At 70.2% G+C, this 23096-nt stretch carries 18 protein-coding genes; 17 read left to right on the top strand and 1 reads right to left on the bottom strand.

Annotation, left to right across the window (positions count from 1 at the left end; genetic code table 11):
- Positions 1 to 6: 6 nt before the first annotated feature.
- Positions 7 to 228 carry a hypothetical protein gene (locus tag ACWF9Z_RS04315; RefSeq protein WP_453597309.1) on the bottom strand — a complete coding sequence of 74 codons (222 nt, stop codon included), beginning with the start codon at positions 226 to 228 and terminating at the stop codon, positions 7 to 9.
- Between the two features lie 362 nt (positions 229 to 590).
- Between ACWF9Z_RS04315 and ACWF9Z_RS04310 the strand changes: the two genes are divergently transcribed.
- The 17 genes from ACWF9Z_RS04310 (at position 591) to ACWF9Z_RS04230 (ending at position 22899) form a co-directional block, all read left to right on the top strand.
- The gene (locus ACWF9Z_RS04310; protein WP_453597307.1) at positions 591 to 3044 is read left to right on the top strand and encodes an ABC transporter family substrate-binding protein; all 2454 of its coding nucleotides are present in this window, start codon (positions 591 to 593) and stop codon (positions 3042 to 3044) included.
- A gap of 374 nt (positions 3045 to 3418) precedes the next feature.
- Positions 3419 to 5323, top strand: coding sequence for a translational GTPase TypA (gene typA, locus ACWF9Z_RS04305; protein WP_453597305.1), 1905 nt, complete (start codon positions 3419 to 3421; stop codon positions 5321 to 5323).
- A gap of 452 nt (positions 5324 to 5775) precedes the next feature.
- The gene (locus tag ACWF9Z_RS04300) at positions 5776 to 7410 is read left to right on the top strand and encodes a peptide ABC transporter substrate-binding protein (RefSeq protein WP_453597303.1); all 1635 of its coding nucleotides are present in this window, start codon (positions 5776 to 5778) and stop codon (positions 7408 to 7410) included.
- A 175-nt stretch (positions 7411 to 7585) separates the two neighbouring features.
- Positions 7586 to 8518, top strand: coding sequence for an ABC transporter permease (locus tag ACWF9Z_RS04295; protein ID WP_453597821.1), 933 nt, complete (start codon positions 7586 to 7588; stop codon positions 8516 to 8518).
- On the top strand, positions 8511 to 9458 hold the full coding sequence (locus ACWF9Z_RS04290; RefSeq protein WP_453597301.1) for an ABC transporter permease: 948 nt from the start codon (positions 8511 to 8513) through the stop codon (positions 9456 to 9458). The genes ACWF9Z_RS04295 and ACWF9Z_RS04290 overlap by 8 nt, the downstream gene beginning before the upstream one ends.
- A gap of 20 nt (positions 9459 to 9478) precedes the next feature.
- Positions 9479 to 10525, top strand: a complete 1047-nt coding sequence (locus ACWF9Z_RS04285; protein ID WP_453597819.1) for an ABC transporter ATP-binding protein — start codon at positions 9479 to 9481, stop codon at positions 10523 to 10525.
- Entirely contained in the window at positions 10518 to 11570 is a 1053-nt protein-coding gene (locus ACWF9Z_RS04280; protein WP_453597299.1) for an ABC transporter ATP-binding protein, read from the top strand. The genes ACWF9Z_RS04285 and ACWF9Z_RS04280 overlap by 8 nt, the downstream gene beginning before the upstream one ends.
- A 189-nt stretch (positions 11571 to 11759) precedes the next feature.
- Positions 11760 to 12698 carry a GNAT family N-acetyltransferase gene (locus ACWF9Z_RS04275; protein ID WP_453597297.1) on the top strand — a complete coding sequence of 313 codons (939 nt, stop codon included), beginning with the start codon at positions 11760 to 11762 and terminating at the stop codon, positions 12696 to 12698.
- Positions 12699 to 12806: 108 nt separating this feature from the next.
- Positions 12807 to 14435: a peptide ABC transporter substrate-binding protein gene (locus ACWF9Z_RS04270; protein WP_453597295.1), complete on the top strand. Its 1629-nt coding sequence runs from the start codon at positions 12807 to 12809 to the stop codon at positions 14433 to 14435.
- Between the two features lie 30 nt (positions 14436 to 14465).
- The gene (locus tag ACWF9Z_RS04265; protein ID WP_453597293.1) at positions 14466 to 15389 is read left to right on the top strand and encodes an ABC transporter permease; all 924 of its coding nucleotides are present in this window, start codon (positions 14466 to 14468) and stop codon (positions 15387 to 15389) included.
- The gene (locus tag ACWF9Z_RS04260; protein ID WP_453597292.1) at positions 15382 to 16404 is read left to right on the top strand and encodes an ABC transporter permease; all 1023 of its coding nucleotides are present in this window, start codon (positions 15382 to 15384) and stop codon (positions 16402 to 16404) included. The genes ACWF9Z_RS04265 and ACWF9Z_RS04260 overlap by 8 nt, the downstream gene beginning before the upstream one ends.
- A 14-nt stretch (positions 16405 to 16418) precedes the next feature.
- The gene (locus tag ACWF9Z_RS04255; RefSeq protein ID WP_453597290.1) at positions 16419 to 17393 is read left to right on the top strand and encodes an ABC transporter ATP-binding protein; all 975 of its coding nucleotides are present in this window, start codon (positions 16419 to 16421) and stop codon (positions 17391 to 17393) included.
- Entirely contained in the window at positions 17386 to 18522 is a 1137-nt protein-coding gene (locus ACWF9Z_RS04250) for an ABC transporter ATP-binding protein (protein ID WP_453597289.1), read from the top strand. Before ACWF9Z_RS04255 ends, ACWF9Z_RS04250 begins: the two co-directional genes overlap by 8 nt.
- Positions 18523 to 18869: 347 nt before the next feature.
- Positions 18870 to 19064 carry a hypothetical protein gene (locus ACWF9Z_RS04245; RefSeq protein ID WP_453597287.1) on the top strand — a complete coding sequence of 65 codons (195 nt, stop codon included), beginning with the start codon at positions 18870 to 18872 and terminating at the stop codon, positions 19062 to 19064.
- Between the two features lie 154 nt (positions 19065 to 19218).
- Complete coding sequence (mshB, locus tag ACWF9Z_RS04240) at positions 19219 to 20115, top strand: N-acetyl-1-D-myo-inositol-2-amino-2-deoxy-alpha-D-glucopyranoside deacetylase (protein WP_453597285.1); 897 nt, start codon at positions 19219 to 19221, stop codon at positions 20113 to 20115.
- The gene (locus ACWF9Z_RS04235; protein ID WP_453597283.1) at positions 20112 to 20495 is read left to right on the top strand and encodes a DUF6113 family protein; all 384 of its coding nucleotides are present in this window, start codon (positions 20112 to 20114) and stop codon (positions 20493 to 20495) included. Before mshB ends, ACWF9Z_RS04235 begins: the two co-directional genes overlap by 4 nt.
- A gap of 259 nt (positions 20496 to 20754) precedes the next feature.
- Entirely contained in the window at positions 20755 to 22899 is a 2145-nt protein-coding gene (locus ACWF9Z_RS04230; RefSeq protein ID WP_453597281.1) for a hypothetical protein, read from the top strand.
- Positions 22900 to 23096: the final 197 nt, after the last annotated feature.

The raw sequence follows: 23096 nt of genomic DNA, 5'->3' as shown, positions 1-23096 counted from the left end.
CACGGGTCAGGGCGCGCGGCGGTCGCGGGCGCCGAGTCCCTCGTCGTCGGAATCCGTCCACAGCGCGCTGTCGTACGGGGTGTCCGGGACGCTGACCATCGGGCCCCGGCTCGCGGGCCCGGGGGTGTCCGGTGCTTTCCGGGCGACGTCCTGTTCGAGTCGCTCCACGGAGCGGACCAGCTCGTTCAGGTTGCGCCGTACGGCTGTCAAATCATCTTGCAGGGACATGACTTGCCCTCACTTCCGCAGGTGCGGTGGCAACGCTCATGTGCGCCTGCGAGTGTCGCGCCTTCCGTCCCCGGTTGTGAAGGGACGTGCAGCGATTGCGGGCGCGCAGGCGCGATCCGTGCGCCCTCCCCGTCTCCATTTTCGTCCCTCTTACGGGGGAACGCCTCCTCGGGAACCCGCCGGATTGGTCCGCACGGGTGGGGTTGACGGCGTGGCGAAGGCCCGCTGCGGCGGGTCCGGCGAGGTGTCGATTTCAGTGGGTTTCGGCACCCAGTGTGATCAGCTCCATATACCGCCGAACGTGATCAAGGCCCCCTTCTCACGCCCCGCTCCGCCCACGCCCCGCCCCGGAGGTACCACCCATGTCCCAGAGAAGGCGCAGGTCCTTGGCGCTCCTGACCTCGGGAGTTCTTGCACTGCCGCTGCTCACGGGATGCGGCGCGGGTGAAGACGAGGGCGGGCCGGCCGCGGCCGGGCCGGACATCGCGGCGGCGACCCGCGACAAGGTCGCCGACGGCGGGGTGCTGCGCTGGGCCGTGGACGCCCTGCCCGGCACCCTCAACACCTTCCAGGCCGACGCGGACGTCACCACCAACCGGATCGCCGGGGCGGTGCTGCCCCAGCTGTTCGTGCTGAACGGCAAGGGGCGCCCGGTGGCCAATCCCGACTACTTGGAGAAGGCCGAGGTCGTCGAGCGGGAGCCCAAGCAGGTCGTCCTGTACAAGCTCAACCAGCAGGCGGTGTGGAGCGACGGCCGGGAGATCGGCGCCGCCGACTTCGTCGCCCAGTGGCGGGCTCTGAACGGCAAGGACTCGGCCTACTGGACCGCGCGCAACGCCGGCTACGACCGGATCGAGAAGATCGAGCGCGGCAAGACGGACCTCGAGGTCAAGGTCACGTTCGTCAGGCCGTACGCCGACTGGCGCTCCCTCTTCTCCCCGCTCTACCCCAAGCAGGTCACCGGGACCCCGGAAGCCTTCAACGAAGGTGCCCGGGGCACCCTCAAGGTCACGGCGGGCCCCTTCGGGCTCGGCGCCATCGACAAGAAGACCGGCACCGCCGCCCTGACCCGCAACCCGCGCTGGTGGGGCGCCCCCGCCAAGCTCGACTCCCTGGTCCTGACGGCCGTCCCCCGGGCCGAGCGCCCGGCCGCGCTGGCCGCCGGCAAGCTCGACCTCGCGGAGATCGACCGCGCGGGCGCCGACCGGATCGCACTGGCGGGCCGCGAGGCCGACAAGGCCGACAAGGCCGACAAGGCCGCCCAGGCCGACGGGGCCCACGGGCCCGGCGCCTCCGTGACGGCCGCGCAGGCCACCCTGTCGTGGGCGCTCGCCTACGGCACGGACGAGGCCAAGGCCACGGCCGAGCAGGAGACCCGCAAGAAGCACGCGGAGGCGGTCGCGCGGTTCGCGGAGGAGCAGAACGCCCTGCGCGGCTTCACGGTCCGCAAATCGCTGGAGCCCGCCTACACCCAGCTCGCCATGAACGGGTCCACCGGACCCCTCGCCGACGAGCGCGTCCGCCGGGCCGTGGCCCGCGCCCTGGACCGCCAGGCCCTCGCCGACATCGTCCTCAAGCCGCTCGGCCTGCCCGCGAAGCCCGTGGGCAGCCACCTGGCGCTGGCCGGGCAGCAGGCGTACGCCGACAACAGCGACGCCCTCGGCGGTCAGGACACCCAGGCCGCGCAGGCCCTGCTCGCGGACGCCGGCTGGCGCCGGGGCGGCAAGATCACCGAGCCGAACGGCGCGAAGGCGGGCGCCGAGGCCGCGAAGGAGCACGACGACGGAAAGACCCCGGAGGGTCCCGGCACCGGCAACGACGGGCTGTACATCGTCGGCCAGGACGAGAGCAACGGCGACGACAAGCCCGCGGCCCGGGCCGGGGCGGCCCTGAAGGCCGACCACCCGGACCACCCCGACGGCCGCCCCGAAGGCCCCGAGGACCCGGCCGGCATCGGACTGCCCGAAGGCCCGTACGCCCGCCACGGGGAGATCGCCGACACCGACGCCGACGGAGCCCGGCCCTCTCCGGTGCTCGCCCCCGGGCCCTTCGCGGCCGGCCAGGAGCAGCTGCTGCGCACCCAGGCGGCCCAGGCCGCCCTGGCGGCCACCGCGGCCACGGCGGACGGGGTGGACGACGGCAAGCGCAGCCCGGCCCTGGACGCCGAGAGCGTCGCCGAGGCCGCCGACCCGGGAGCCAGGGCCAGCGTCGCCCCGGCCCCCGCCAAGCAGGCCGTGCGCACCTCCGGAAACACCCTCGCCAAGGACGGCAAGGCGCTCAGCCTGCGCTTCGTCCTGCCGGCCGGGCCCGGCTCGGAGGCCCTGCGCACCGTCGGCGAGCGGATCGCCCAGATGCTCCAGAAGGTCGGCGTGCGGACGGAGCTGATCAAGGTGGCCGACGAGAGCTTCTTCAAGGACCACGTCGCCTCGGGCCAGTACGACCTGGCCCTGTACTCCTGGCCCGCGACCGCCTACCCGGCCACGGACGCCCGGCCGATCTTCGCGAAGCCGGAGCCGGCCGCCGACGGCTCGCTCCTGGTCGAGCAGAACTACACGCGGGTCGGTACCGACCACATCGACCAGCTCTTCGACCAGGCGGCCGGCGAGCTGGACGAGGAGCAGGCCCGCGATCTGATGCGCAAGGCGGACGCCCGGATCTGGGCCGCGGCCGGCTCCGTCCCGCTCTACCAGCGCCCCGAGCTGGTGGCGGTGAAGCCGAGCCTGGCCAACGCCGGAGCCTTCGGCCTGGGGGCGCCGCGCTACCAGGACATCGGCTGGCAGAAGCCCCCGACGGCCAAGGACAAGAAGAAGAAGTAGCCGGGAACCCGAAGCGGCGGGCGGAGCGGAAGGAGAAGTCGTGACGAAGAGGTCGTGACCGCCGGGTTCCCGCCAGGTTGAGTCTTCGGTCAAAACCTCAGAAGTGACTCAAGTCTCTTGCCCGCCGGAGTACCCGGCGGGCAAGGTCGTGCATACCCGTTGACCCGCGTGTATTCAGGCACTGACGACGGCCGGACCCCCCCACCCGTTCCCCGGCCCGGCTCAGTCGTCCAGCCCCTTGACAGACCCCCCGGCGGGCGCTTCCCGTCATTCGACGTAGGATGGGGTAAGGCCGTGGCAGGTTTTCCGCCCGGCCGAGGCTCGCGTGCCGGACCGTACGCGTCGCCATCCACGATCCCGGGAGAAGCGCCGAAGTGCCCACGCGCCACGACATCCGTAACGTCGCCATCGTCGCCCACGTCGACCATGGCAAGACGACCATCGTCGATGCCATGCTCAAGCAGGCCGGTGCCTTCGCCGCCCACCAGCACCTCGACGACCGCATGATGGACTCGAACGACCTGGAGCGTGAGAAGGGCATCACGATCCTCGCCAAGAACACGGCGGTGAAGTACCACCCGAAGGACGGGTCGGCCCCGATCACGATCAACATCATCGACACCCCCGGCCACGCCGACTTCGGTGGTGAGGTCGAGCGCGGCCTGTCGATGGTCGACGCCGTCGTCCTGCTGGTGGACGCCTCCGAGGGTCCCCTGCCCCAGACCCGCTTCGTCCTGCGCAAGGCCCTGCAGGCGAAGATGCCGGTCATCCTCTGCATCAACAAGACGGACCGTCCGGACTCCCGGATCGACGAGGTCGTCAACGAGACGTACGACCTCTTCCTCGACCTGGACGCCGACGAGGAGCAGATCGAGTTCCCGATCGTCTACGCCTGTGGCCGTGACGGCGTCGCCTCGCTGACCAAGCCGGAGGACGGCACCGTCCCCGCGGACAGCGACAGCCTGGAGCCCTTCTTCTCCACCATCCTGGCCCACGTGCCGGCCCCGGTGTACGACGACGAGGCGCCCCTCCAGGCCCACGTCACCAACCTGGACGCTGACAACTTCCTCGGCCGCATCGCGCTGGTGCGCGTCGAGCAGGGCGAGCTCCGCAAGGGCCAGACCGTCGCGTGGATCAAGCGTGACGGCAGCATCTCCAACGTCCGTATCACCGAGCTGATGATGACCGAGGCGCTCACCCGCAAGCCGGCCGAGGTGGCGGGCCCGGGTGACATCTGCGCGGTCGCCGGTTTCCCCGAGATCATGATCGGCGAGACCCTGGCCGACCCGGAGAACCCGATCGCGCTCCCGCTGATCTCGGTCGACGAGCCGGCGATCTCCATGACCATCGGTACGAACACCTCCCCGATGGTCGGCCGCGGCGGCAGCGGCAAGGGCGCGGACGCCAAGTCCGCGGTCAAGGACCGCAAGGTCACCGCCCGCCAGGTCAAGGACCGTCTGGACCGCGAGCTGATCGGTAACGTCTCGCTCCGCGTGCTCGACACCGAGCGCCCGGACGCCTGGGAGGTCCAGGGCCGTGGTGAGCTCGCGCTCGCCATCCTGGTCGAGCAGATGCGCCGCGAGGGCTTCGAGCTGACCATCGGCAAGCCGCAGGTCGTCACGCAGGAGATCGACGGCAAGGTGCACGAGCCGGTCGAGCGCATGACGGTCGACGTCCCCGAGGAGCACATGGGCGCGGTCACGCAGCTCATGGGCGTCCGCAAGGGCCGCATGGACAACATGTCGAACCACGGCTCCGGCTGGGTCCGCATGGAGTTCGTCGTCCCGTCGCGCGGTCTCATCGGCTTCCGTACCGAGTTCCTGACCGGTACGCGCGGCACGGGCATCGCCCACTCGATCCACGAGGGCCACGAGCCGTGGTTCGGCCAGCTGGTGACCCGTAACAACGGTTCGCTGGTCGCCGACCGCGCCGGTGCGGTCACGCCGTTCGCGATGATCAACCTGCAGGAGCGCGGCGTCCTGTTCACCGAGCCCGGCACCGAGGTGTACGAGGGCATGATCGTCGGCGAGAACTCGCGCTCCGACGACATGGACGTGAACATCACCAAGGAGAAGAAGCTCACCAACATGCGTGCGGCTTCCGCGGACAACACCGAGAACGTGGTGCCGCCGCGCAAGCTCTCCCTGGAGCAGTCCCTGGAGTTCTGCCGCGACGACGAGTGCGTCGAGGTGACCCCGGAGGCCGTCCGCATCCGCAAGGTCGTCCTGGACCAGAAGGACCGCTCGCGCACCGCCTCGCGCGCCAAGTCCGGCAAGTAGTCACGGACTAGTCGAGTGGGACCCACGTCACACCCGGGTGCCGCCTGACGGCAGCTTTTCCGGGCAGCCCCTCCCGTCACGATCATCGTGACGGGAGGGGCTGTTCACTTTTGTCAAGTGGATTGTTTCCATCCGATGTCCGGATACCGACCGTGACACTCCGGAAGAAGAACTAACAGTCCGTTTCGTAGGTGTCTGTCTCCTATCCGTTTGTCCGGATTTCGGGTTTTAGCCGTAGTGCGATGTTGTGAAAACGAGACCACTTAAGTGTGGTTTACGGTCTGGCAGTCCCTGAGGATGGCTCCATTGAGCTCGGGTCAATGGGTCACACGCTGTGGGGAGCGGCGACTCACGAGCACACTCGGGACACCGGTACTCATCGCCGTCAGGGGTGTCGGCGAAACACACCTGTGTCCTTCACATCAGACAGTGGACTCATGAGGAGGAAACCCATGCGCGGTGCCAAGAGCGCCAAGTGGGTAACGGGCGCGATCGTCGTCGCCCTGGCAGCGACTGCCTGTGGTGGCGGTGACGACAAGGCGACCGCCAAGGGTGAGGTCGACCCGAACGGCATCTACTCCGTCGAGGTGGGCGAGCCGGAGAAGCTCCTCCAGCCGGCCGACACGATGGAGTCCAACGGCTCGATCGTCCTGTCCGGCCTGTTCTCGCAGCTGGTCGACTACGACGCCGACGGCAAGCTGACGATGGTCAACGCCGAGTCGGTCGAGTCCAAGGACAGCAAGCTCTGGACCGTCAAGCTCAAGCCGGGCTGGACCTTCCACGACGGCACCAAGGTGACCGCCGAGTCCTACGTCAAGGCGTGGAACTGGGCCGCGAACATCAACAACAAGCAGGGCAACGCGTCCTGGTTCGCCGACATCAAGGGCTTCGAGGCGCTGCACCCGGAGGCCGAGGGCGCCAAGCCCACCGCCGAGGCGCTCGAGGGCCTGAAGGTCGTCGACGAGAACTCGTTCACCATCGAGCTCGCCACCGCGGTTCCGTACTTCGCGTACAAGCTCGGCTACGAGGTCTTCTCCCCGCTGCCCGAGTCCTTCTACAAGGACCCCGCGGCCGCCGGTGAGAAGCCGGTCGGCAACGGCCCGTACAAGTTCAAGTCGTGGGAGCACAAGAAGCAGATCGAGCTCACGCGCTTCGACGACTACAAGGGCGAGAACAAGGCGAAGAACGGTGGTGTTCTCCTCAAGAACTACTCCACCGTCGAGACCGCCTACGAGGACCTGAAGTCGGGCAACGTCGACGTCCTGCGCTCGATCGGCCCGAAGGACCTCCCGGTCTACCGCGCCGACCTCGGTGACCGTGCCGTCGACCAGGCGTACTCGGCCATCCAGACCCTGGCCATCGCGTTCTACGCCGACCAGTGGAAGACCCCGAAGCCGGTTGACCCGAAGGTCATCCAGGGCCTCTCGATGGCGATCGACCGCGACACCATCACCAAGACCGTGCTCCAGGGCACCCGCGAGCCGGCCACGGGCTGGGTCGCCAAGGGCGTCCTCGGCTACACGCCGAACGCGACCGGTGACGTCACCAAGTTCGACCCGGCGAAGGCCAAGGCCCTCATCGCCGAGGGTGGTGGCGTTCCGAACAACGAGATCTCCATCCAGTTCAACTCGGACGGCGGTCACAAGGAGTGGGTCGAGGCTGTCTGCAACAGCATCACCAACGCCACGGGCGTCAAGTGCGTCGGTGACGCCAAGCCCGACTTCCAGGCCGACCTCCAGGCCCGCAAGTCGAAGCAGGTCAAGTCGATCTACCGCTCCGGCTGGGTCCTCGACTACCCGGTGAACGCGAACTTCATCAGCGACCTGTTCCGCACGGGCGCCGGTGGCAACCAGGGCGGGTTCTCCAACCCGGACCTGGACGCGAAGATCGCCGCGGCCGACAGCGCCGCGACCCTGGACGAGTCCGTGAAGGCCTACCAGGCCGTCGAGAAGGACCTCGTCAACTACATGCCGTCGATCCCCATGTGGTACTACAAGGTCAACGCTGGCTTCTCCGAGAAGGTCCAGAACGTGACGTACGCCCAGGACGGCGACCCGATCCTCGAGGGTGTCGAGGTCAAGAAGTAAGTCCTACCGCGTAATTCCGCTCGAAACGGATGTGGGCCGGCGGGGAGCCGGCCCACATCCGGGCCTATATGCAGCGCCCGGGGGGCCCTTTCGCGACGCAGTGACGATTCGTCACGCGCGTGCGTGGCGAAAGGGCCCGTCCGGCTGCGCCTGCCGCATCTTCTACGGAGGCATGATGGGGCGCTATGTCGCACGACGACTGCTCCAGATGATCCCGGTCTTCTTCGGGACGACCCTGCTCATCTTCATGATGGTTTACAGCCTGCCCGGTGACCCCGTGGCCGGACTCTTCGGGGACAAGGGAACGGACCCCGCCACACTGGCCGCTCTGCGGCACCAGCACGGACTGGACCTCCCGATCTGGGAGCAGTACTACAACTACATCACCGGCATCCTGTTCCACTTCGACTTCGGGCAGCAGATCCGCAGCGGACGTGAGATCACCGATGTCATCGGCAAGGCCTTCCCGGTCACGCTCCGACTGGCCTTCCTGGCGTTCGCCATCGAGATCGTGCTGGGTCTGACCCTCGGGATCCTCGCCGGCCTCAAGGCCGGCAAGCTGGTCGACAACCTGATCCTGATCCTGACCCTGCTGATCATCTCGATGCCGGTCTTCGTGCTCGGCTTCATCGTGAAGTCGGTGTTCGCGTTCCAGCTCGGCTGGATCTCGCCGAACGTCAGCATCAACGAGACCTGGAGCGAGCTGCTCGCACCGGCCATCGTGCTGGGTTCGTTGTCACTGGCCTACGTGGCCCGCCTGACCCGCACCTCGATGGCCGAGAACCTGCGCGCCGACTACGTGCGCACCGCCGTCGCCAAGGGTCTGCCCAAGCGCCGCGTCATCGGTGTGCACCTGATGCGCAACTCGATGATCCCCGTCGTCACCTTCCTGGGCACCGACATCGGCGCCCTCATGGGCGGCGCCGTCGTCACCGAGGGCATCTTCAACGTCAAGGGCGTCGGCGGTCTGATCTACGACTCGATCGTCCGCCGCGAGGGCCTCACCGTGGTCGGTGTCGTCACCGTCCTGGTCGTCGTCTACCTCATAGCCAGCCTTCTCGTCGACCTCCTCTACGCGGTCATGGACCCGAGGATCCGGTATGCCTGACCTGACCCAGACCGAAACCGTGACGGCCGAGACCACCTCGGCGCCCGGCGCCCCGGTGGCCCCGGAGAAGACCGAGAAGGCGCGCAGCCTCTGGGGCGACGCCTGGGCCGACCTGCGTCGCAACCCGTACTTCGTCGTCTCCTCGGTGCTGATCTTCATCCTCCTGGTGATCGCCGCGTTCCCGAGCCTGTTCACCAGCGTCGACCCCACCAAGGGCGACCTGGTGCACCACTTCCTCGGCAAGCCGGAGCTCTCCAAGGTCGGTTCGCCCGACTGGCTCGGGTGGGACGGCCAGGGCCGCAGCGTCTACGCGCGCCTCGTCTACGGCACCAGGGCCTCGATCATCGTCGCCGTCTCGGTGACGGCGATCGTCACCGTGATCGGCGGCATCACCGGCATGATCGCCGGTTACTTCGGCGGCCTGACCGACGCGATCATGTCGCGCATCACCGACATCTTCTTCGGCATCCCGTTCCTGCTCGGCGCGATGGTCGTCCTCCAGGCCTTCGCCCAGCGCACGGTGTGGACGGTCGTCTTCGCCCTGGCGTTCCTCGGCTGGACGCAGATCAACCGCGTCATGCGCGGCGCGGTCATCACCGTGAAGCAGGCCGACTACGTGCACGCCGCGAAGGCATTGGGCGCCGGTACCACCCGGATCCTGATCAAGCACATCCTGCCGAACGCGATGGCCCCCGTGATCGTGGTCTCCACGATCGCGCTCGGCGGTTACATCGCGGCCGAGGCGACCCTGTCCTACCTCGGTCTGGGCCTCGCGTCCCCGACCATTTCGTGGGGTGTGGACATCTCGGCGGGTGCCGCGCAGATCCGAGTGGCGCAGCACATCCTGCTGTACCCCTCGATCATGCTCAGCATCACCGTTCTCGCCTTCATCATGCTCGGCGAAGCGGTCCGCAACGCCCTCGACCCGAAGCTGCGCTGAGGAGGGCGTAAGTGATCACCATGGACAACACCTCCAGCGTTCCCTCCCCGCGTGACGGGGAACCGCAGACGCCGCTCCTCGAAGTGCGCGACCTGCACGTCGAGTTCCACACCCGCGACGGTGTGGCCAAGGCCGTCAACGGCGTCAACTACAGCGTGAGCGCCGGCGAGACCCTCGCCGTCCTCGGCGAGTCCGGCTCCGGCAAGTCCGTGACGGCTCAGGCCATCATGGGCATCCTCGACATGCCCCCCGGCAAGATCCCGCAGGGCGAGATCCTCTTCCGCGGCCAGGACATGCTCAAGATGAGCTTCGAGGAGCGGCGCAAGCTGCGCGGCCGGAAGATCGCCATGATCTTCCAGGACGCGCTGTCCTCGCTGAACCCGGTGCTCACCGTCGGCTACCAGCTGGGCGAGATGTTCCGCGTCCACCAGGGGATGTCGAAGAAGGACGCCCGCCTCAAGGCCATCGAGCTGATGGACAAGGTCAAGATCCCGGCGGCGAAGGAGCGGGTGGACGACTACCCGCACCACTTCTCCGGCGGTATGCGCCAGCGCATCATGATCGCCATGGCGATCGCGCTGGAGCCGGACCTGATCATCGCGGACGAGCCGACCACGGCCCTGGACGTCACCGTCCAGGCCCAGGTCATGGACCTCCTCGCGGAGCTCCAGCGCGAGCTGAACATGGGCCTGATCCTGATCACCCACGACCTCGGCGTGGTCGCCGACGTCGCGGACAAGATCGCGGTCATGTACGCCGGCCGGATCGTCGAGACCGCTCCGGTCCACGAGATCTACAAGCGCCCGGCGCACCCGTACACGCGCGGCCTGCTCGACTCGATCCCGCGCCTGGACCAGAAGGGCCAGGAGCTCTTCGCGATCAAGGGCCTGCCGCCCAACCTGCTGCGCCTGCCCTCCGGCTGCTCGTTCAACCCGCGCTGCACCGTCGCGCAGGACGTCTGCCGGACGGACCTCCCCCTGCTCCAGCCCGTCAGCGAGCAGGACGGCACCGAGCTGGTCGGTCGCCACAGCGCGTGCCACTTCTGGAAGGAGCAGATCCATGGCTGAGCTCACCAAGAGCACCCCCGAGCGCGAGCCGATCCTCCAGGTCCGCAACCTGGTCAAGCACTTCCCGCTGACCCAGGGCATCCTGTTCAAGAAGCAGGTCGGCGCGGTCAAGGCGGTCGACGGGATCTCCTTCGACCTGTACCGCGGCGAGACCCTCGGCATCGTCGGCGAGTCCGGCTGTGGCAAGTCCACCGTCGCCAAGCTGCTGATGAACCTGGAGCGCGCCACCGCGGGCGAGGTCTTCTACAAGGGCCAGGACATCACCAAGCTGTCCGGCCGCGCCCTGAAGGCCGTCCGCCGCAACATCCAGATGGTCTTCCAGGACCCGTACACCTCGCTGAACCCGCGCATGACGGTCGGCGACATCATCGGGGAGACCTACGAGATCCACCCCGAGGTGGCTCCCAAGGGCGACCGGCGCCGCAAGGTGCAGGAGCTCCTGGACGTCGTCGGCCTGAACCCGGAGTACATCAACCGGTACCCGCACCAGTTCTCCGGCGGCCAGCGCCAGCGCATCGGCATCGCCCGCGGCCTCGCGCTCAACCCGGAGATCATCATCTGCGACGAGCCGGTCTCCGCGCTCGACGTGTCGGTGCAGGCCCAGGTCATCAACCTGATGGAGAAGCTGCAGGAGGAGTTCGACCTCTCCTACCTCTTCATCGCGCACGACCTCTCGATCGTCCGGCACATCTCGGACCGTGTGGGCGTCATGTACCTCGGCAAGATGGCCGAGATCGGTACCGACGCGCAGATCTACGAGCACCCGACCCACCCGTACACGCAGGCGCTGCTCTCCGCGGTGCCGGTGCCGGACCCGGAGGCCCGCGAGGGCCGCGACCGGATCATCCTCACCGGTGACGTCCCCTCGCCGGCCAACCCGCCGTCGGGCTGCCGCTTCCGCACCCGCTGCTGGAAGGCCGAGGAGAAGTGCTCCGTGGAGGAGCCGCTCCTCGCGATCCCGGAGCGCTTCCAGGGAGTCACCTCCCCGGCCGCGCACGAGTCGGCGTGTCACTTCGCGGAGGAGAAGGCCGTCCTGGCCGTCTGACCTCCCGCAGGCGACGAACCCGCGGCGCCCGGCACCGGATCCCTTCCGGTGCCGGGCGCTTCGGCGTTCGCGGCTCGGGCGTCGGCGGTGTGCGCGGTGTACGCGGTGAGCGCGCCGCCGTACCCCGTACGGGGGGCGCGGCCGGACAGCGGGTTGCGGACCCGCCCCGGCCGGTTCGAGAGTGGTCCGATGACCGACATGCCGACCGTACGGCCCGCCGGGCCTTCAGACGCCGCGGACCTCTGCGGTCTCCTCAACGCCGTCGACGTGATCGAGACCGGCCGCCCCGCAACCGACCTCGCCGCCGTGGAGACCGACCTCCACCACCCCGACGTGGACCTCGCCAGGGATTCCTGGCTCGCCTTCGAGGGCGGCCGGCTGGTCGCCTACGCCCTGGTCTGGGCCGACTCCGGGCCCGGCAGGATCGACTCCGACCACTGCGTCCTGCCCGGACACCCCGCGGCTTCGGGCCGGCTCCTGGACCTGGCGGAGGCCCGGGCCCGCGAACTGGCCGCCGGAGCCGCCCGCGCCCGCCTGCGGCTGCGGCTCAACGCCGAGCCCACCCTCGACACCGGCCTGCTGGCCGGCCGCGGTTACCGCACGGTGCGCCGCCACCAGGTGATGACCCGGGCCCTGGACCCGGCCGCCGACCTGCCCCCGGCCGCTCCCGCCGGTCTCACCCTCCGGCCCTGCGACGGGGGCGAGGCGGAGCGCCGCCGCGCCCACGCCCTGATCGAGGAGACCTTCGCCGGACACTTCGGCCACGTGGAGCGCGCCTACGAACCCTGGCTGGACCACATCGACGGCCGCGGCCTCGACTGGTCGCTGGTGTGGATCGCCGCCCTGCCCGCGCGGGGCGACGTGGGCGTCCTGCTGACCCGCGACGACCGCACCAGCATGGGCTGGCTGAGCCGTCTCGGCGTACGGGGCGACGTGCGCGGCCGGGGCATCGGCAGCCACCTGCTGCGCCACGGCTTCGCCGCCTACGCGGCGCGCGGCCGCGCCGTCGTGGGCCTGGGCGTGGACACGGGCAACGAGACCGGCGCGCTCGCGCTGTACGAGGCGCACGGCATGCGGACGCACCACGCGGTGGACACCTGGGAGCTGCCTTTGCACTCGCAGGGGTGACAGGCAAGGGACGCGAGGGTGCAATCGGTCCAACGAGGCGTGTGCGGGGCCGCTCATGGGGTGACATAGGGCCCTAAGTGAGTCTTGGGATCCAGGAGGAGGCACTCCATGCGCGGAGCCACCCACGCCACATGGGCCGCATGCGCGGTGGCCGTCGCCCTCGCGGCCACGGCCTGCGGCGGCGGAAGCGACAACGGCGGAGGCGGCGCGGCGGGGATCGTCAGCTCCTCGTGGGGTGACCCGCAGAACCCGCTGGAGCCCGCCAATACCAACGAGGTGCAGGGCGGCAAGGTCCTCGACATGCTCTTCCGGGGCCTCAAGCGCTACGACCCGAAGACGGGCGAGGCCCTCGACATGGTCGCCGAGAAGATCGCGACGACCGACAGCCAGAACTTCACGGTCACCCTGAAGGACGGCTGGAAGTTCAGCAACGGCGAGCCGGTCACCGCCCGGTCCTTCGTCGACGCCTGGAACTACGGCGCGGACGTGCGCAACAAGCAGAACAACTCGCCGTTCTTCTCCGACATCGTCGGTTACGCGGATGTCCACCCCACCACGGGCGAGCCCAAGGCCAAGACGATGTCCGGACTGGTCGTCAAGGACGACAAGACCTTCACGGTCGCCCTGAAGAACAAGTTCTCCACCTGGCCCGAGACCCTCGGCTACCAGGCCTTCTCCCCCTTGCCCCAGGCCTTCTTCACCGACCACGCCGGCTGGCTGAACAAGCCGATCGGCAACGGCCCGTACACGGTGGACTCGTACACCAAGGGCACCGGCATGAAGCTGCGCACGTGGGACACCTACCCCGGTCCGGACAAGGCGCAGAACGGCGGTGTGGACCTGAAGGTCTACACCGACAACAACACCGCCTACACCGATCTGATCTCCGGCAACCTGGACCTCGTCGACGACATCCCCGCCCAGCAGCTGAAGAACGTCGCGAACGACCTCGGCGACCGCTACATCAACCAGCCGGCCCTCATCATCCAGACCCTCACCTTCCCGCTGTACGACCCGCAGTGGAACAAGGAGGGCATGGAGAAGGTCCGCCGCGGCATCTCCATGGCGATCAACCGCGACGAGATCACCAAGCAGATCTTCCGGGAGACCCGCACCCCGGCCAAGGACTGGACCTCCCCGGCGCTCGGCGAGAAGGGCGGCTTCTCCGCCACCGCCTGTGGCGAGGCCTGCTCCTTCAACCCCGTCGAGGCCAAGAAGCTCATCCAGGAGGCCGGCGGACTGCCCGGCGGGAAGGTCACGCTGACGTCCAACGTGGACACCGGCTCGCACCGCGACTGGATGGACGCCGTCTGCAACAGCATCAACAACGCGCTGGGCGAGGGCCCGGTCTGCACGGTCAATCCGGTCGGCACCTTCGCCGACTTCCGCAACCAGCAGAGCAGCTTCAAGCTGACCGGCCCCTTCCGCTCCGGCTGGCAGGCCGACTACCCCCTGATCCAGAACTTCCTCCAGCCCCTCTACTACACCGGGGCCTCCTCCAACTACGGCAAGTTCAGCAACGCGGACTTCGACAAGCTCGTGGACGAGGCCAACCAGGAGAGCGACGCGGCCAAGGCCGTCGCGAAGTTCCAGGAGTCCGAGAAGATCCTCGCCGCGCAGATGCCCTCCATCCCGCTCTGGTACCAGAACGGCAGCGCGGGCTACGCCGAGCGGCTCTCGGACGTGGCGCTCAACCAGTTCAGCGTCCCCGTCTACGACCAGATCAAGGTCAGCTGACCCTTTCCCGGATCGATCCTGGAGCAGTCCATGGGACGTTATGTGATCCGGCGGCTGCTCCAGATGATCCCGGTGTTCATCGGCAGCACGTTCCTGATCTTCTTCATGGTGTACGCGCTCGGTGACCCGGTCGCCGCCCTCTTCGGAGACAAGGCCCCCGACCCGGCCACCGCCGCGCGCATCCGCAAGGACCTCTACCTCGACCGCCCGCTGTGGGAGCAGTACCTCCACTACATGGGCCAGATCTTCCAGGGAGACTTCGGCACGGCCTTCAACGGCCAGCCCGTCACCGAGCTGATGGCCAGCGCCTTCCCCGTCACCCTGCGCCTGACCATCGTCGCGATCTTCTTCGAGATCGTCATCGGCATCACCCTCGGCGTGGTCAGCGGCCTGCGCCGCGGCAAGTCCGTCGACACCACCGTGCTCGTGCTCACCCTCGTCGTCATCTCCGTACCGACGTTCGTGACGGGCTATCTGCTCCAGTACCTCTTCGGCGTCAAATGGGGCTGGGTACGGCCTACCGTCTCCCCGGACGCCCCCTTCAGCGAGCTGATCCTGCCCGGCATCGTCCTCGCGCTGGTCTCCCTCGCCTACGTCACCCGGCTCTCGCGCACCTCCATCGCCGAGAACGTCAAGGCCGACTACGTGCGCACCGCCGTCGCCAAGGGCCTCCCGCGCCGCCGGGTCGTCACCCGCCACCTGCTGCGCAACTCGCTCATCCCCGTCGTCACCTTCATCGGCACCGACATCGGCGCCCTGATGGGCGGCGCCATCGTCACGGAACGGATCTTCAACATCCACGGCGTCGGATACCAGCTCTACCAGGGCATCCTGCGCAACAACTCCCCGACGGTGGTCGGCTTCGTGACCATCCTCGTCATCGTGTTCCTGCTGGCGAACCTGCTCGTCGACCTGCTCTACGCGGTCCTGGACCCGAGGATCCGTTATGCCTGACCCCGAGCGTCCCGAAGGGCCCGGCGGCTACGACCCCGTCGGGCCCCGTCCGCGCGAGGCGGTCTCGCCGACCGGTCAGGGGGGACCCATGGATCTGGCCCTGGAAGAGGCCGAGAGCGTCGAGGGCATCGAGGGGACCGGCCCGCGGGGCGGGACCGGCCCCGGCGAGAAGCCCCGCTCCCTGTGGTCCGACGCCTGGCACCAGCTGCGCCGCAACCCCGTCTTCGTCATCTCCTCGCTGATGATCCTCTTCCTCGTGATCATCTCGATCTGGCCGCAGCTCATCGCGAGCGGAGACCCGTTGCAGTGCGACCTGTCCAAGTCGCAGCAGGGCTCCTCCCCGGGCCACCCCTTCGGCTACGACACCCAGGGCTGCGACGTGTACACCCGTACCGTCTACGGGGCCCGCGCCTCCATCACCGTGGGCGTCTGCGCCACCCTCGGGGCCGCCCTGCTCGGCTCGGTGCTCGGCGGGCTCGCCGGATTCTTCGGCGGCTGGGGCGACGCGCTGCTCTCCCGGGTCGCCGACATCTTCTTCGGCATCCCCGTCGTCCTCGGCGGCCTGGTCTTCCTGTCCGTGGTCACCAGCACCACCGTCTGGCCGGTCGTCGGCTTCATCGTGCTCCTCGGCTGGCCGCAGATCGCCCGCATCGGCCGCGGCTCCGTCATCACCGCCAAACAGAACGACTACGTCCAGGCCGCCCGGGCCCTGGGCGCCGGCAACGGCCGCATGATGCTCCGGCACGTGGCGCCCAACGCCGTCGCCCCCGTCATCGTCGTCGCCACCATCGCGCTCGGCACGTACATCGCCCTGGAGGCCACCCTGTCCTTCCTGGGCGTCGGCCTGCGCCCGCCCACCGTCTCCTGGGGCATCGACATCTCCAACGCGGCCCCGCAGATCCGCAACGCCCCGCACATGCTGCTCTGGCCGGCCGGCGCGCTGAGCCTGACGGTGCTCGCCTTCATCATGCTCGGCGACGCGGTACGCGACGCCCTCGACCCCAAGCTGCGCTGAGGAGCCCCCCGCACATGCTGCTCGAAGTGCGCGACCTGCACGTGGAGTTCAAGACGCGCGACGGAGTCGCCAAGGCCGTCAACGGCGTCGACTACTCGGTGGCCGAGGGCGAGACGCTGGCCGTGCTCGGTGAGTCGGGCTCCGGCAAGTCGGTCACCGCCCAGGCCGTGATGGGCATCCTCGACGTGCCGCCGGGCCGGATCGCGGGCGGCGAGATCCTCTTCAAGGGCAAGGACCTCCTCACGATGAGGGAGGAGGAACGCCGTAAGATCCGCGGCGCCGAGATGGCGATGATCTTCCAGGACGCGCTCTCCTCCCTGAACCCGGTCCTCAGCGTGGGCGCGCAGCTCGGCGAGATGTACGAGATCCACCGCGGGATGTCCCGCAAGGACGCCCGGGCCAAGGCCGTCGAGCTGATGGACCGCGTGAAGATCCCGGCGGCGAAGGAGCGGGTGGGGGACTATCCGCACCAGTTCTCCGGCGGCATGCGCCAGCGCATCATGATCGCGATGGCGATGGCGCTGGAACCCTCGCTGATCATCGCGGACGAGCCGACCACGGCCCTGGACGTCACCGTCCAGGCCCAGGTCATGGACCTCCTCGCGGAGCTCCAGCGCGAGCTGAACATGGGCCTGATCCTGATCACCCACGACCTCGGCGTCGTCGCCGACGTCGCGGACAAGATCGCGGTCATGTACGCCGGCCGGATCGTCGAGACCGCCCCCGTCCACGAGATCTACGCCGCGCCCGCGCACCCGTACACCCGCGGCCTGCTCGACTCGATCCCGCGCCTGGACCAGAAGGGCCAGGAGCTCTACGCCATCAAGGGCCTGCCGCCCAACCTGCTGGCCATCCCGCCCGGCTGCGCCTTCAATCCGCGCTGCCCGATGGCGCGGGCCGCCTGCCGCGCCGACGTCCCGCCGCTGGCCGAGGTCGCACCCGAGCGGGCCAGCGCGTGCTTCTTCTGGAAGGAGTGCCTCGGTGGCTGAGTCCCAGGCGTCCGGTGAATCGATCCTCGAAGTGACCGACCTGGTCAAGTACTACCCGCTGACCCAGGGCATCCTCTTCAGGAAGCAGGTCGGCGCGGTCAAGGCCGTCGACGGGGTCTCCTTCGGGCTCCGGGCGGGCGAGACCCTGGGGATCGTGGGGGAGTCGGGCTGCGGCAAGTCCACCGTCGCCAAACTGCTGGTCAACCTGGAGCGCCCGACGGCGGGCGCGATCAGGTACAAGGGCGAGGACCTCGCCAAACTGTCCGGCCGGGCCCTGAAGGCCGTGCGCCGCAACATCCAGATGGTGTTCCAGGACCCGTACACCTCCCTGAACCCGCGCATGACGGTCGGCGACATCATCGGGGAGCCGTACGACATCCACCCCGAGGTGGCGCCCAGGGGCGACCGGCGCCGCCGGGTGCGGGAACTGCTCGACGTGGTCGGCCTGAATCCGGAGTACATCAACCGGTACCCGCACCAGTTCTCCGGCGGCCAGCGCCAGCGCATCGGCATCGCCCGCGGCCTCGCCCTCCAGCCGGAGATCATCGTCGCCGACGAGCCGGTCTCCGCGCTCGACGTCTCCGTCCAGGCCCAGGTGATCAACCTCCTGGACCGGCTGCAGAGCGAGTTCAGCCTCTCCTACGTCTTCATCGCGCACGACCTCTCGATCGTCCGGCACATCTCCGACCGGGTCGGCGTCATGTACCTGGGCCGGATCGTCGAGATCGGCACCGACGCCCAGATCTACGAGCACCCCACCCACCCGTACACCCAGGCCCTGCTGTCCGCGGTCCCAGTGCCGGACCCCCGTGCCCGCGCCCGCCGCGAGCGGATCATCCTCTCCGGTGACGTCCCCTCGCCGGCCAACCCGCCGTCGGGCTGCCGCTTCCGCACCCGCTGCTGGAAGGCCGAGGCCCGGTGCGCGACCGAGGTCCCGCTGCTGGAGATCCCCTCCTTCCTCCCGGGCGGGCCGAACGCCCACCCCTCGGCCTGCCACTTCGCGGCCGAGCGCCAGGTGGTGCCGCCGTCGGACCCGCCCCCGTCGGGCGCACCCCGTACGGCCGCACCTGCCCCGGGGACACCCCCGCCGGGACCGCCGCCGCAGACGGGACCGCTGACCAAGGAATGAACACCCGGCCCCCGGGAGCGCTCATTTTTCGCCACAGCTGAGAAGGGCGGCACAACGTCGTTCACACAGAGGCAACTTGACCGTTTCTGCCCCGAGATGTGGACCGGGCAGTCTGAACGGAAGGCGGCCGTGCGGGTGCCGACAGCCGGCCGGGGAGGCGCACAGCCTCCCCGGCCGGCGTTCGCATGCCCCCGCACATGCGCGCCGTGCGCCCCTCGTGCTGCCGGAATCGATCGATGCTCTGGTACGGAAAGTTATGATCCGTAGCGCACGGTGGGTATGACTCTGCCGAGCACCGAGTTGCGAGTACGCGTACTGATGTCCGCTCGACGTGGAGGTGAAACGCCGTGGCGCTATCGATCTCGGCCGTGGTGCTGCTGGCAGTCATCGTCTTCCTGCTGGTCCGGCGTTCGGGCCTGAAGACGGGACACGCGGTGGTCTGCGTACTGCTCGGCTTCTATCTGGCGAGTTCGACCATGGCTCCGACGCTCTCGGAGCTCACCTCGAACGTCGCGAGCATGATCAGCGGCCTCAAGCTGTAGACCGCCGGTCCGGCGGTCCGCCGGCCCGCCCGTCCGCCGGCCCGCCCGTCCGCCGTACGGCACGTCGCCGTACGGCACGCAGTCGTGGGGTCCGCCGCCGTCCGGGGCGGTGCCTTGTGGGGCCGGGGCACCGCGTCCTCGTAGTCTTGCCCCCATGAACGGTCTTCCCGCCCGTCGGCTCCTCCTGGTGCACGCGCACCCGGACGACGAGTCGATCAACAACGGCGTCACCATGGCCAAGTACGCGGCCGAGGGCGCCCACGTCACGTTGGTGACCTGCACGCTCGGCGAGGAGGGCGAGGTCATCCCGCCCGGACTCGCCCATCTGGCGGCCGACCGCGACGACGTCCTCGGCACCCACCGCGTCGGCGAGCTCGCCGCGGCCATGCGCGAACTGGGCGTCACCGACCACCGTTTCCTCGGCGGCCCCGGCCGCTTCCGGGACTCCGGGATGATGGGCGCCGAGCAGAACCACCGGCCCGGCGCCTTCTGGTCCGCCGACGTGGACGAGGCCGCCGCGTACCTCGTGGAGGTGATCCGCGAACTGCGCCCCCAGGTCCTCGTCACCTACGACCCGGACGGCGGCTACGGCCACCCCGACCACATCCAGGCCCACCGCGTCGCCACGCGCGCCGCCGAGCTGGCCGCGGAGTCCGCGTACCGCCGGGACCTCGGCGAGGCGCACGCGGTCGAGAAGGTCTACTGGAACCGCGTTCCGCGCTCGGTCGTCGAGGAGGGCTTCGCCCGCCTGCGCGCGGCCGCGGGCGCGACGCCCTTCCCGGGACTGGCCCGTCCCGAGGACGTGCCGGGAGTGGTGGCCGACGAGCGGATCACCGCCGAGATCGACGCCGACGAGGCGCTGGTGGCCGCCAAGGCCGCCGCGATGCGGGCCCACGCCACCCAGATCGCCGTGGACGGCCCCTTCTTCGCGCTCTCCAACGACCTGGCCCAGCCGTTGTTCGCGCGCGAGTACTACGAGCTGGTCGCGGGCCGGCCGGGCGCCCCCGCCGGCGAGCGCGAGCGGGACCTGTTCGCGGGGGTGCGGGCATGAGCGGTACGTGGACACCGGGACGCATCGCCACCGTGCTGGGCCTGTTGGTGGCCGGCGTCCTGACCGGCGTGGCCGGCTGGCTCGTCGTGGACCTGTGGTTCCCGGGCGGGCTGGTGCTGGCGCTGCTCGCCCTCGCGGGGCTGTTCCTCGGTGGCCGGATCGCCCTCGGGACCGGCATCGGGGTGGGGGCGGCCGCGGCCGGCTGGTTCCTCGCCTACGTGATCCTCAGCGTCCCCCGGCCGGAAGGGGACTTCCTGCTCAGTTCGTCCGGAATCGGCATGTACACCTACCTTTTGGGCGGAGTGGTGATCGCTGTGATGTGCGCCACGGTGAGCGGTCTGGGGGACCGGCCGGTTTCGGCCTCCAGGCCCCCCAAGTGACGGGCCGTCGGAGCGATCCGAGACCGTGACGAGCTGCTCGGCAGGCGGCCTGACGGAGGCTCGGCAGGGCCTCGGCGGGCGGCCGCCACCCGCCGGACGGCGGCTCGGCGGGCCCCCGGAGGGGGCGTGAGGGAGGCCAAGAGGAACCCTTCGTTCCCGGTGGCCGGGTGCGCGCGGGCGGTGGCCAGTATGGTGGACGCGCCGCCGAGCTGCCCGCGCACGGTATGACGGGCGGCGGAGCCAACCGGGAGAACCTGCCTTGAGTCGTGAAACTGACAGTCCGTCCGCCGGGCCCAACGGGCGCGGCGGAGCCGCCTACCCCTCGGGCACGCCGCCGTATGGAACCGGCCAGAATCCGTCCACGACTGTGCCGCCGGGACCTGGCGCGGCGACCACCCCGGAGGAGAGTCCTGTGACCGCCAAGCCCGCCAAGCCGTCCGCGCCCGATGCCGAGGGGCCGAAGACGGAGACCACGCTGACGACCCGGATCCGGATCAACATCCCCGGATCGCGGCCGATTCCGCCCGTGGTCGTACGCAAGCCCATGCCCGAGGCCGAAGCCGAGCCGGAGCCCGCACCGGCTCCCGCCCCGGAGCCGGCGCCCGAGCCGGCCGCGGCCGAGGAGTCCTCGAGCAACTGGTTCGCCCCGCGCAAGGCCGCGCCGGCCCCGCCGCAGGGCCAGGCGCCGGCCCAGGCGCCGCTCCCGACGTCGGGAGCGGCGCCCGGGGGGAGCGCCGCACCGCGCTTCGACACGCCCGCACAGGGCTTCGCCCCGCCTCCGGCGGGCCCGCGCCCGGGCGCCCCGACGGGCCCCGGCGCCGGACCGGGCCAGGGACAGGCCCCCGGCCCGGGCGCCGCCCCCGGCTACGCCGCCCCGCAGGCCGGCTCCGCCGGTCCCCGTACCGGTGGCCCCGCGGGCCCCGGCCAGGGCCCCGGCTTCCCCGGTCCCGGTCAGCGCCCGGGTTCCGGACCCGGCCAGGGCCCCGGACCCGGCCAGAGCTTCGGCTCCCCCTCCGGCCCCGGCCCGCAGCCCGGCCAAGGGGGCGGCACGGGGCAGGGCTTCGGCTCCGGCGTCGGCCCCGGCCCCGGCCAGGGACCGGGCGCCCCGGTGCCCGGAGCCCCGGCCGGTCCCGGCTTCGGCATGCCCGCGGGGCACCGCCCCGGCGGACCCGGAGTCGGCGGCACCCAGGAGGTGCCCGTGTACGGGTCCGGCCCGGGAGGCCCGGCCGGTCCGACCGGCGGCCCCGCGCTGGGGACCGTACCGGTGGGCGAGGCGCAGGAGCCCACCTGGCCCGGCCCCGAGCTCGGCGAGGACGACCCCGGCGCGTACCCGCACCCGGGCTCCGCGCCCGCCGCGTACCCCCGCCCCACCCCCGTCCCCGCCGCCGACCGCGGCCCGGTGCAGACCGTGCCCGCCCCGGCGCCCGCGGGCAACAAGGCCAAGGCGCCCGCCCGGCCCGCCAAGAAGGGCCGCAACAAGCTCGTCCTGATCGGCGGCGGCCTCTTCGCGCTCTTCGGCGTGGCCTACGGCGCCGGCCTGCTCCTGAACCACTCCGACGTCCCCAAGGGCACCACCGTCCTCGGCGTCGACATCGGCGGCACCCGCGACGAGGCCGTCGCCAAGCTCCAGACCGCCTTCGGCAACCGCGCCGCCGGCCCCCTCCAGCTCACCGTCAGCGGCAAGCCGGTGGAGCTGAAGCCCGAGAAGGCCGGCCTGAGCCTGGACAGCCAGACCACCGTCCGCAACGCGGCGGGCAGCGACTACAACCCCGTCACGGTCATCGGCTCCCTCTTCGGCAGCGAGCGCGCCGCCGAGCCCGTCCTGCCCACCGACGACGAGAAGCTGCAGGTGGCCCTCCAGGAGCTGGCCGGCACGGCCGGTTCCGTCACCGAGGGCAGCATCACCTTCGACACCGGCAAGCCGGTCGCCGTCGCGGGCAAGCCCGGCTCCACCCTGGACGTGGACGGCTCCATGCTCCTGGTCAAGCAGGCCTTCCGCGACATGGTCGCCACCGGCAAGGCGGCCCCGGTCGAACTGCCCGTCGCCACCAAGGACCCGGTCATCGACCAGGCCGAACTGGACCGGGCCATGAAGGAGTTCGCCGAGCCCGCGATGTCGGCGCCCGTCATCGTCAAGGCGGGCGCCAAGTCCCTCCCCTTCGGCGCCAAGTCCCTGCCCAAGATCCTCAGCATGCAGGCCGTGGACGGCCACCTCGTCGAGAAGTACGACCTGGAAGCGCTCAAAACGACCTATGGGAACACCTTCGACGGCGTCCTCATCATGCGCGGCACCGGCGAGAAGACCGCCGTCACCCCGCAGGACGTCGCCGGAGCCCTCGGCAAGGCGCTGCGCGGCAAGACGGCCGCCGAGCGGACCGCGGTCATCGAGACCAACGCGAGCTGACGGGCCGCCCCGAAGCCGCCGCCGGCCGGCCGGCCGGGCGCGCCCCGCCGCCGGGCGCGCGCGCGGGCCGCGCCCCCGCGCCCAGGCCACGCGGGCCCTCACCCCGACCCCGCCGCCGCGCGCGCTCTGCACGGACAGCCATGCCCAGGCGTTGCCGCCCTCCAGCATGCCGAGGATGACCGCGGTCAACCCGATCG

Source organism: Streptomyces sp. NPDC054961, from assembly GCF_053609145.1.
This window is presented reverse-complemented; position numbering and strand designations above follow the sequence as displayed.

Coding starts and splice junctions, on each gene's coding strand:
- ACWF9Z_RS04315 (WP_453597309.1), bottom strand. CDS start 228: ATGTCCCTGCAAGATGATTTGACAGCCGTACGGCGCAACCTGAACGAG.
- ACWF9Z_RS04310 (WP_453597307.1), top strand. CDS start 591: ATGTCCCAGAGAAGGCGCAGGTCCTTGGCGCTCCTGACCTCGGGAGTT.
- ACWF9Z_RS04300 (WP_453597303.1), top strand. CDS start 5,776: ATGCGCGGTGCCAAGAGCGCCAAGTGGGTAACGGGCGCGATCGTCGTC.
- ACWF9Z_RS04295 (WP_453597821.1), top strand. CDS start 7,586: ATGGGGCGCTATGTCGCACGACGACTGCTCCAGATGATCCCGGTCTTC.
- ACWF9Z_RS04290 (WP_453597301.1), top strand. CDS start 8,511: ATGCCTGACCTGACCCAGACCGAAACCGTGACGGCCGAGACCACCTCG.
- ACWF9Z_RS04285 (WP_453597819.1), top strand. CDS start 9,479: ATGGACAACACCTCCAGCGTTCCCTCCCCGCGTGACGGGGAACCGCAG.
- ACWF9Z_RS04280 (WP_453597299.1), top strand. CDS start 10,518: ATGGCTGAGCTCACCAAGAGCACCCCCGAGCGCGAGCCGATCCTCCAG.
- ACWF9Z_RS04275 (WP_453597297.1), top strand. CDS start 11,760: ATGACCGACATGCCGACCGTACGGCCCGCCGGGCCTTCAGACGCCGCG.
- ACWF9Z_RS04270 (WP_453597295.1), top strand. CDS start 12,807: ATGCGCGGAGCCACCCACGCCACATGGGCCGCATGCGCGGTGGCCGTC.
- ACWF9Z_RS04265 (WP_453597293.1), top strand. CDS start 14,466: ATGGGACGTTATGTGATCCGGCGGCTGCTCCAGATGATCCCGGTGTTC.
- ACWF9Z_RS04260 (WP_453597292.1), top strand. CDS start 15,382: ATGCCTGACCCCGAGCGTCCCGAAGGGCCCGGCGGCTACGACCCCGTC.
- ACWF9Z_RS04255 (WP_453597290.1), top strand. CDS start 16,419: ATGCTGCTCGAAGTGCGCGACCTGCACGTGGAGTTCAAGACGCGCGAC.
- mshB (WP_453597285.1), top strand. CDS start 19,219: ATGAACGGTCTTCCCGCCCGTCGGCTCCTCCTGGTGCACGCGCACCCG.
- ACWF9Z_RS04235 (WP_453597283.1), top strand. CDS start 20,112: ATGAGCGGTACGTGGACACCGGGACGCATCGCCACCGTGCTGGGCCTG.